Origin of the sequence: Chromobacterium alkanivorans (assembly GCF_016937655.1) — a bacterium.
GTDB classification, from domain to species: Bacteria; Pseudomonadota; Gammaproteobacteria; order Burkholderiales; family Chromobacteriaceae; genus Chromobacterium; species Chromobacterium alkanivorans.
Genome location: NZ_JAFHKL010000026.1, coordinates 1 through 9,548, shown reverse-complemented (window position 1 = coordinate 9,548; position 9,548 = coordinate 1). Strand labels below are relative to the sequence as shown.

Here is a 9,548-nt window from a genome sequence, read left to right as displayed (position 1 = left end):
CTGGGGGTGACCAAGTTGGGCATCGTGGGCTCCGAGCAGTTTGTGCAATGACATATGTTTAATGGATAGTGTTGTGGCATGATAACGGGCGGCCGCAGTCAGGCCGCCCAAATGCTTGACTGCGGCTTGTCCGCCCACGTTTCACAACAACAAGACAATACGACCACACAATGGCATATCCCGCGGCGACGCCTGTGGGATGATGCCGAGCGGCCCTGGTCCGGCCGCGCCGGCGCAAGGGGGAGTCTTGCGTCGTTTCATCGTCCTGGATGCGCGGCCGCCGAGCCTGACGCGGCGGCCGATCACGCGTGTCCGAGCTCCGCGTCGCGGGCGGCTCAACCACAGAAAAGAACAACACAGATGAACACACGATTTGTCATAGTCCCGCTCTTATCGTTGGCGCTGGCGGCTTGCGGCGCCAAACCGTCCGAGCCGCCCAAGGAGGGCGCCGCCGGCAAGGCCGCGGCCTCCGCGCCGGTGGCGCGGGCGTTGTCCACCGCCGACGTGATGGCGGCCAAGCCGCGCGTGCTGGCGGCGACGATAGCCTTCACCGGATCGCTGAACGCGCTGACCAGCGGCACCGTGGCCGCCGAGGTGGAGGCCAGGGTCAAGGAAGTGCGCGTGCGCGAGGGCGAGGCGGTCAAGCGCGGCCAGGTGCTGGCGGTGCTGGACGCCGAAGTGCTGTCGCAATCGGTGGCGGAACAGAACGCCCAGGTGGCCAATACCGAGGCGCGGCTGCGCCTGGCCAAGGTCAAGCTGGAAAAGCAGCGCGAGCTGCTGCACAAGGGCTTCATCTCGCAGATCGCCTATGACGAATTCGACAGCGACTACCGAGTGAAGGAGGGCGAGGCCAAGGCCCAGGCCACCCAACTGGCGCGCGCGCGCCGGCTGCTGGCGGACACCCAGATCCGCGCGCCGATAGACGGCGTGGTCTACGAGCGCAAGATCAACCCCGGCGAGGTGGCCGGCAAGAACGCGGTGCTGTTCGCCATCGCCGACCTTTCGGTGCTGGAAATCGCCGCCACCGTGCCGGCGCGGTTGATCTCCCAGGTCCAGCCCGGCATGCAGGCCGGCTTCAGCGTGGACGGCCTGGCCGAGCCGCAGCGCGGCGAAGTGGTGCGCATCAACCCGGTGGCGGTGGCGGGCACCCGCAGCTTCACCCTGTACATCCGCGTGAAAAACCCGGAACACAAGCTGAAGGCCGGCCAGTTCGCCAAGGGCGGCATTGTGCTGCGCCAGGTCAGCGACCAGATCGTGCTGCCGCTGCCGGCCATCCACGATCCGGACGGCCAGCCCTGGGTGCTGGTGGCGCGCCAGGGCAGGCTGGAGCGGCGGCCGGTGGAGCTGTTGCTGCGCTCCGAGGCGGACAGGCTGGCGGCGGTGGCCGGCGTCAAGCCGGGCGAGCACGTGATCGCCGTGGACCTGGTGGGGGTGAAGGCCGGCGATCCGGTCTCCCTGCCCGGCGGCAAACTCTAAGCGGAGGGGCGCAGCATGTGGCTGACCCGAATCAGTGTCCGCAATCCCTATTTCGCCGCCGTGCTGATGATGACGCTGGTGGTGCTGGGCTTGTTTTCCTGGCAGCGGCTGGCGGTGGAGGAAATGCCGGACATCCGCTTCCCCATCGCCCTGGTGTCCACCGACTATCCCGGCGCCTCGCCGGAAGTGGTGGAAAGCGAAATCTCCAAGCCGGTGGAAGAGGCGGTCAACACCATCAACGGCATCAAGGAAATCCGCTCTTACTCGATGGAAGGCAACTCCACCGTGGTGGTGGAGTTCGAGCTGTCGGTGGACCCGGTGTCGGCGGTGCAGAACGTGCGGGACAAGATAGGCGCCATTCAGGGCCAGTTCCGTCGCGAGATCTCCGCGCCCACCGTGTCCCAGGTGGACCCCAACGACAACCCCATGCTGACCCTGGTGCTGACCTCGGACCAGACCCGGCCGCGCGAACTGACCACCTGGGTGGACAAGGTGCTGAAGAAGCGGCTGCAGATGGTGGCCGGCGTCGGCGACGTCAAGCTGATCGGCGGCGTGCGCCGCGAGATCCGCGTCGACGTGGACCCGGTGCGGCTGGAAGCGTCCGGCCTGTCCTTGCAGGACGTGGCCGACGCGCTGCGCGCCGCCAACCAGGACTTCCCCGCCGGTTCGGTGTCGGCGGTCAGCAAGGAATGGGCGATCCGCGTCGCCGGCAAGCTCAAGTCCGCCGACGACTTCTCGCAGCTGGCGGTGGGCTACCGCAACGGCGCGCCCATCCGGCTTGAGGACATCGCCACCGTGGCCGACACCGAGGCCGAGCAGTCCAGCATCTCGCTGATAGATGGCCGGCCCGGCGTGTCGCTGGACCTGCGCGCCGCGCGCGGCGCCAATGTGGTGGAGGTGGCCGAGGGCGTCAAGGCCAGGGTGGAGGAACTGAAGAGCCAGATGCCGGCCGGGGTCAAGGTGCGCTACACCTACGACACCGCCGAGGACGTGAAGAAATCGCTGCACAACGTTGAATCCACGCTGCTGGAAGGCGCCGGCCTGACCGTGCTGATCGTCTTCCTGTTCCTGGGCAGCTGGCGCAGCACGGTGATCACCGGCCTGACTCTGCCGGTGTCGCTGATCGGCACCCTGTTCGCCATCCAGATGTTCGGCTTCACCCTGAACATGCTGACCCTGCTGGCCTTGTCGCTGTCCATCGGCCTGTTGATCGACGACGCCATCGTGGTGCGTGAAAACATCGTGCGCCACGCCGGCCTGGGCAAGAGCCACTACCAGGCGGCGCTGGACGGCACCAATGAAATCGGCCTGGCGGTGCTGGCCACCACGCTGACTGTGGTGGCGGTGTTCCTGCCGGTGGGCTTCATGGGCGGCATCATCGGCAAGTTCTTCCACCAGTTCGGCCTGACCGTGGCGGTGGCGGTGCTGATATCGATGCTGGTCAGCTTCACGCTGGACCCTATGCTGTCGTCGATCTGGCACGACCCGCACCACCACGGCGACAAGCACCGCGGTCCGCTGGGGCGGATGCTGGACACCTTCGAAAGCTCGCTGGACCGCTTGGCGGAGCGCTACGTCGGCGTGATCCGCTGGGCGCTGGGCCATCGCAAGACCGTGCTGGGCACCGCCTTGTTGCTGACCATCGCCAGCTTCCTGCTGGTGCCCGGCATCGGCGGCGAGTTCATCCCCGAGCGCGACAGCGGCAAATTCACCATCAGCTACCAGACCGCGCCCGGCTCGGCGCTGGAATACACCGCCACCAAGGGCCATGAGCTGGCGGCGGCGGTGAAGAGCATTCCCGAAATCAAATCGATCTCGATGAATGTGGGCGAGGGCAATTTCGGCGCCGGCAAGAACGACGGCTCGGTGACGGTGGACATCGGCGACAAGAACAGCCGCCAGCGAACGCTGGGCCAGGTGATCGCCGACGCGCGCGCGCGGGTGCTGCCGGTGGCCGGCGTCACCATCAAATCGGTGGCCAACGAGCAGCAGCAGGGCAAGCCGGTCAAGGTGGGCCTGCGCGGCAGCGATCTGCGCGAACTGACCGCGGTGTCGGAAGACCTGATGCGCAAGCTGGGCAAGATCCACGGCGTGCGCGACATCGAATCCAACCTCAGCGAAGGCGATCCGGCGCTGAACCTGGTGCTCAAGCGCGACGCCGCCACCAGCCTGGGCGTGGACCTGGCCCGCGTGGGCAAGACCCTGTCCATTCTGCTGGCCGGCAACGCGGTCACCACCTGGGAAGCGCCGGACGGCGAAAACTACGACGTCAAGCTGCGGGTGCCCAAGTCCGAGCGCCGCCAGGAGCTGTTGGACGCGCTGACCGTGGCCGGGCGGCCGGACGCCAACGGCGCGGCCAATATGATCCCGCTGTCCTCGCTGATAGAAACCCGGCAGGGCATCAGTCCGCGCCAGATCAAGCGCGTCAACATGATGCGCGAGATCACCATCCTGGCCAATATCGAAGGCCGCGACGCCGGCACCGTGTCCGCCGAAGTGCACCAGCTGGTGGAAGGCCTGAAGCTGCCGCCGGGCGTGATGCTGGTGCAGGGCGGCCAGCAGAAGGACATGCAGGAATCGCTGGGCTACGCGGTGCAGGCGCTGGCGCTGGGCGTGATCTTCATCTACCTGATCCTGGCCGCGCAGTTCCGCAGCTTCACGCTGCCGGTCACCATCATGATGGCCTTGCCGTTGGCCTTCGTCGGCGTGTTCTGCTCGCTCTACCTGTTCGGCTCCACGCTGAACATGTTCTCGGTGATAGGCATCATCATGCTGATGGGCCTGGCGGCCAAGAACGGCATCCTGCTGGTGGACTTCGTCAACCAGGCGCGGCGCGAAGGCATGGAGCGCACCGAGGCCATCGTCGAGGCCGGCCGGGTGCGGCTGCGGCCCATCATGATGACCAGCCTGGCGATGATCTTCGGCATGATGCCGCTGGCGCTGGGCACCGGCGACGGCTCGGAAAGCAACCGGCCGATGGCGCACGCCATCATCGGCGGCCTGCTGACCTCCACCGTGCTGACCCTGATCGTGGTGCCGGTGGTCTACACCTATCTGGACGGCCTGCGCAGCCGGGTGCGCCGCCTGCTGGGCGGCAAGCCGGCGCACCAACCGGCCACCGAGCATTGAAACGACAAGAGCCTGCGTTCACGCAGGCTCTTTCTTTTGGCGAGGACGGCGTTTAATTTTTAGGCGGCGCCACGCAGTCATTGCCGTCGAAGCTTACCGACAGAATGGTGTGGGTCTTGGGATCGGCGACGAAATTGGTGGTGCAGCGGTAATACACCGAACCGCCGCCGCTAAAGCCCCACGGGTAGTTGTAGAAGCCGCCCTGATAAGGCATTTCCTGGCTGTAGGCGCTGCGGTAGGTGTAGAGCTGATTGCCGTTGGGCATGGTCAGCTGGCTGGTGGGCGCGCCCCATTGCGCCAGCATCTCGTTGACGTCGCGGCCTTGCCAGCCATAGACCTTTTGCGCGTAACCCGCCTGGGTGGCGCAACCGGTCAGCAGGCTGGCCGCCAGCAGGGTCAGCGCTAGCCTTGTTTTCATGATGCGCTCCTTGAAAAGTGGGAGGCGGGTGGATAAAACGGCCGCCTTGGGTGGTGTTTGAACGGAGACTTTTACGATGGCGTCGCCGGCGTCGCTTGTCAACAAGCAGGGCCGGCGCACCTTGTTCATGAGTGTTAAGAACCTGTTTACGATCTGCTGCGCGTCGGCGATACGGCGTTGAAACCGAGCTCAAAATGCTCATGTACCACGTGTACATTCCGCTTTTTCGCTAGTTTTCGCCTTGTCTCGCCTTAGCTCGCGAGATCGTAAACACGTTCTAAGATCCGCTAGAACGACGACATAATAAGCGGGCCGGCGCAAGACGCCAGGCCGGAGCGACAACAAAGGAGAAAATCATGAGCCTGAAGCGATGCGCGCTGCTGGCGCTGATGGCGTGGGGGGGAATGTCGGCGCAGGCCGCCGACATGAACAAGGTGCTGCACGTGGCCTTCAACGCGCCGGAGACCGGATTCGACCCGTCCAAGACTTCGGACATCTATTCCGGCGCCATCATCGAACACATCTTCGACCCGCTGCTGACCTTCGACTACCTGGCGCGGCCGGTCAAGGTGGTGCCCAATGTGGCTACCGCCATGCCCACGGTCAGCGCCGACGCCAAAACCTATACCTTCACCCTGAAAAAAGGCGTGTACTTCGCGCCGGATCCGGCCTTCAAGGGCAAAAAGCGCGAACTGACGGCGGAAGACTACGTGTACGCCTTCAAGCGCCTGATCGATCCGGCGGTGGCCTCGCCGATCAGCGACCTGGTGGCCGGCAAATTCGTCGGCCTGGACGCCTGGGCCAAGCCCGCCGGCGGCAAGATCAACTACGACGCGCCGGTGGCCGGCGTGCGCGCGCTGGATCGCTACACCCTGCAACTGAAGCTGACCCAGCCGTATCCGGCGTTGAAATACATCCTGGCCGCGCCCTTCGTCCAAGGCCAGGCGCGCGAGGCGGTGGAAGCCTACGGAAGCAACACCAACGCCCACCCGGTGGGCACCGGCCCCTATATGCTGGCCAAATGGCAGCCCGGCACTCACATCTCGCTGGTGGCCAACCCCAATTTCCGCAAGCAAACCTTCAACTACCAGCCGGGCGACAACCCGGAAGACCAGCGCCTCGCCCGCGAGATGAACGGCAAGAGCTACCCGCAGATCGGCCGCATCGAAGTATCGGTGATCCAGGAGGAACAGCCCACCTGGCTGGCGTTCAAGAGCGCGGAGCTGGACCTGGTGGGCATCCCCCAGCCCTTGATCCGGCAACTGCTGCGCATGGACCCGAGCAATCCGTGGCGGGCCGAACTGAAGCCGGACCTCCAGCGGCAGGGCATACGCCTGCTGCGCAGCCTGGACGAGGAAATCACCTTTTACGCCTTCGGGATGAAGGACCCGGTGGTGGGCGGCTACGGCAAGGAAAAAATCGCGCTGCGCCGCGCCATCACCATGGCCTTCAATACCGACGAAACCATACGCGACATCCGTCGCAACCAGGCGGTCAAGGTTCAGTACGTGGTGCCGCCCAACGTGGCCGGCCACAACCCGGATTTCCGCGGCGCCTTCCCCTATAACCCGGCGCTGGCCAACGCCTTGCTGGACCGCTTCGGCTACAAGAAGGGCGCGGACGGCTATCGCCGCCAGCCGGACGGCGCGCCGCTGGTGGTGGACTTCCTGACCGGTCCCACCGCCATCGACAAGCAATGGAACGAGTACTGGCAAAAAGCCTTTGATCTGATCAAGGTGCGCGTGGACTTCCGCGTGATGCAGTGGAACGAGCAGATCAAGGCGCAGCGCGAGTGCAAGTTCGGCATGAACGGCGCGGCCTGGATCGCGGACTTTCCGGACGGCGAAAACTTCGTCCAACTGCTGTACGGCCCTAATACCGGCGGCGTCAATTACGCCTGCTATCAGTCCGCGCGCTACGACCGGCTGTACGAGCAATCGCGCAATCTGGAAGACGGGCCGGAGCGCAACCGGCTGTACGACGCGATGAACAAGATTGTGATGGCGGACACGCCCTGGGCCTTCAGCGACACCCGTTTCCGCAACACGCTGATCCAGCCCTGGGTGCGCGGCGCCAAGCTGCATCCCAACTACAACTACATCTGGCGTTTCCTGGACGTGCAGAAGTAAGCGGCAGGCGAGGAGAACATCATGTCCGCTTTTATCATCCGTCGCATCCTGCAGATGATCCCAACCCTGTTTGGCGTCATGTTGCTGGTTTTCACCCTGTTTACCCTGGTGGGCGGCGATCCGTCGCTGGTGCTGGCCGGCAAGCACCTGACGCCGGACGTGCTGGCCAATATCCGCGCCCAGCTGGGCCTGGATCAGAGCCTGCCGCAGCAGTTCTGGATCTTCGTCAAACAGGTGCTGACGCTGGACTTCGGCACCTCCTGGTCCACCCAGCAGCCGGTGGCCGACATCATAGGCAGCCGCGTCGGCCCCTCGCTGACGCTGACCGGCGCCATGCTGGTGGTGGACCTGCTGATCGCCATCCCGCTGGCGGCGCTGGTCGCCTATTTCCGCGGCGGCCTGACCGACCACATCGTCACCATCGCCTGCACCGTGGCCATGTCGGTCAGCGCGCTGGTCTACATCATCGCCGGCCAGTATTTCCTGGCCTTCAAAATGGGCTGGTTCCCGGTGCGCGGCTGGGGGGATTCCTTCTGGGTCAACCTCTTCGTCTACGTGCCGCTGCCGCTGCTGATGGGCCTGATGGTGTCGCTGGGGCCGGACATCCGTTTCTACCGCAGCTTCTTCGTCGAGGAAATCGGCCAGGACTACGTGCGCACCGCGCGCGCCAAGGGCCTGTCCGAGCGCGCGGTGATGCTCAAGCACGTGCTGCGCAACGCGCTGATCCCGGTGGTGACCAGCGTGATGATGTCGCTGCCTTATATGTTGATCGGCGCGCTGGTGCTGGAAAGCTTCTTTGGCATTCCCGGCATGGGCAATGAAGTGGTGATGGCGGTGAACAAGAGCGATTTCCCGGTGATCAAGGCCATCACCATCTATATCGCCATCGCCACCATGGTGTTCAATCTGCTGGGCGATCTGGTCTACAAATTGATCGACCCGCGCGTGCAACTGACGTGAGAGAGGGCTGGAAATGACGACATTGCACAATAGCGCCGGCGCCGCGCCGGCCGCCCCCTCGCGCGGCTTGTGGGCGCTGGGCTGGCAAAGGCTGAAGCGCAAGAAGGTGGGTTTTGTGTCGCTGTGGATCGTGGCGGTCTACCTGCTGTTGGCCGTCGGCGGCTGGTTCAATCTGGTAGGCGGCGGCTGGACCGACGAAATCGCCGTGCCCTACGCGCCGCCCAGCTGGGTGCAGGCCTCCGCCGACGACGTGTTGCCGCCGGAGCCGGCCAAGCCCGCCCAGGCGTCCGCCGCCATCGTCACCATGACGCCGGAAGAAGACCCGATAGGCCAGGAGCTGCAACAGGCGCGGCAGCATGTGGGCGAATACGCGCAGGCCGCGCCGGCCAAGCGCGCCACGCTGCCCTTCGGCGCCGATCTGCGCGGCCGCGACGTGATCGAAAAAACGCTGAAAGGCACGTCCACCTCCATCTTCGTCGGCGTGTTCGGCGCGGTGGCGGCCTTGCTGGTGGGCTGCGCGCTGGGCGCGGCCGCCGGCTACTTCGGCGGCCGGGTGGACGACGCGCTGGGCTGGTTCTACAGCGTGTTTACCTCGGTGCCGGACATGTTGCTGCTGCTGTCCTTCGCCGCCGTCTCCGGCCGCGGCATCACCACCATCGTCACGGTGATGGCGCTGACCAGCTGGACCGGCACCTTCCGCCTGGTGCGCGCGGAATACCTGAAGCTCAAGGGCCGCGAATACGTGCAGGCGGCGGACGCCATCGGCGCCGGCAACGCCCGCAAGATGTTCATCCACATCCTGCCCAATATCTCCCACCTGCTGCTGGTGCAGTTCTCCTTGCTGACCGTGGCGCTGATCAAGTACGAAGCCATCCTGTCCTTCCTCGGCTTCGGCGTCGGCGTGCGCCAGGTCAGCCTGGGTTCGATGTTGGCGGAAGCGCCCACCGAGCTGATCCAGGGCTATTGGTGGCAAATGCTGGCGGTCACCTTGTCGATGTCGCTGCTGGTGACCGCCTTCAGCCTGTTGGTGGACGCGCTGCGCGACGCGCTGGACCCGCGCGCGGCGGCGAAGTGAGCGGGGGAGAACCACAATGACTCAGAACCAGACCCTGCTGTCGGTGCGCAATCTCAAAGTGGCGTTCCGCCAGGAGAACGGCGGCGAATTCCAGGCGCTCAAGGGCGTCAGCTTCGACATCCCGGCCAAGCGCACCGTGGCGCTGGTGGGCGAATCCGGCTCCGGCAAATCGGTGACCTCGATGGCCATCATGCGCCTGCTGTCGCCGCAGCACGCCCAAATCTCCCCGGACAGCCAGGTCCTGCTGCAAGGACGCGATCTGCTCAAGGCCAGCGGCGCCGAGATGCGCGCGTTGCGCGGCAAGGACATCGCGATGATCTTCCAGGAGCCGATGAGCTCGCTGAACCCGGTGTTCAGCGTG

General features: G+C 65.2%; 7 protein-coding genes. 6 read left to right on the top strand and 1 reads right to left on the bottom strand.

Going from position 1 to position 9,548, the window contains the following annotated elements; all coding sequences use genetic code 11:
* Window positions 1-360 precede the first annotated feature (360 nt).
* Window positions 361-1,476 carry an efflux RND transporter periplasmic adaptor subunit gene (locus tag JW897_RS23955; RefSeq protein WP_048415845.1) on the top strand — a complete coding sequence of 372 codons (1,116 nt, stop codon included), beginning with the start codon at window positions 361-363 and terminating at the stop codon, window positions 1,474-1,476.
* Between the two features lie 15 nt (window positions 1,477-1,491).
* Window positions 1,492-4,605 (top strand): efflux RND transporter permease subunit, encoded by a 3,114-nt coding sequence (locus JW897_RS23950; RefSeq protein ID WP_048415846.1) that lies wholly within the window; start codon window positions 1,492-1,494, stop codon window positions 4,603-4,605.
* Window positions 4,606-4,657: 52 nt separating this feature from the next.
* Here the strand turns inward: JW897_RS23950 and JW897_RS23945 are convergent, their stop codons facing one another.
* Window positions 4,658-5,023: a hypothetical protein gene (locus tag JW897_RS23945; protein ID WP_048415847.1), complete on the bottom strand. Its 366-nt coding sequence runs from the start codon at window positions 5,021-5,023 to the stop codon at window positions 4,658-4,660.
* Window positions 5,024-5,379: 356 nt separating this feature from the next.
* Between JW897_RS23945 and JW897_RS23940 the strand changes: the two genes are divergently transcribed.
* The 4 genes from JW897_RS23940 to JW897_RS23925 all read left to right on the top strand — a co-directional run.
* Window positions 5,380-7,152, top strand: a complete 1,773-nt coding sequence (locus JW897_RS23940; RefSeq protein WP_048415848.1) for an ABC transporter substrate-binding protein — start codon at window positions 5,380-5,382, stop codon at window positions 7,150-7,152.
* A 21-nt stretch (window positions 7,153-7,173) separates the two neighbouring features.
* A complete protein-coding gene (locus JW897_RS23935) occupies window positions 7,174-8,112 on the top strand; it encodes an ABC transporter permease (protein WP_048415849.1) in 939 nt (312 codons plus the stop codon).
* Between the two features lie 13 nt (window positions 8,113-8,125).
* On the top strand, window positions 8,126-9,187 hold the full coding sequence (locus tag JW897_RS23930; protein WP_205467909.1) for an ABC transporter permease: 1,062 nt from the start codon (window positions 8,126-8,128) through the stop codon (window positions 9,185-9,187).
* Window positions 9,188-9,203: 16 nt separating this feature from the next.
* A partial coding sequence (locus tag JW897_RS23925; RefSeq protein WP_205467908.1) for an ATP-binding cassette domain-containing protein occupies window positions 9,204-9,548 on the top strand: 345 nt, incomplete at its 3' end.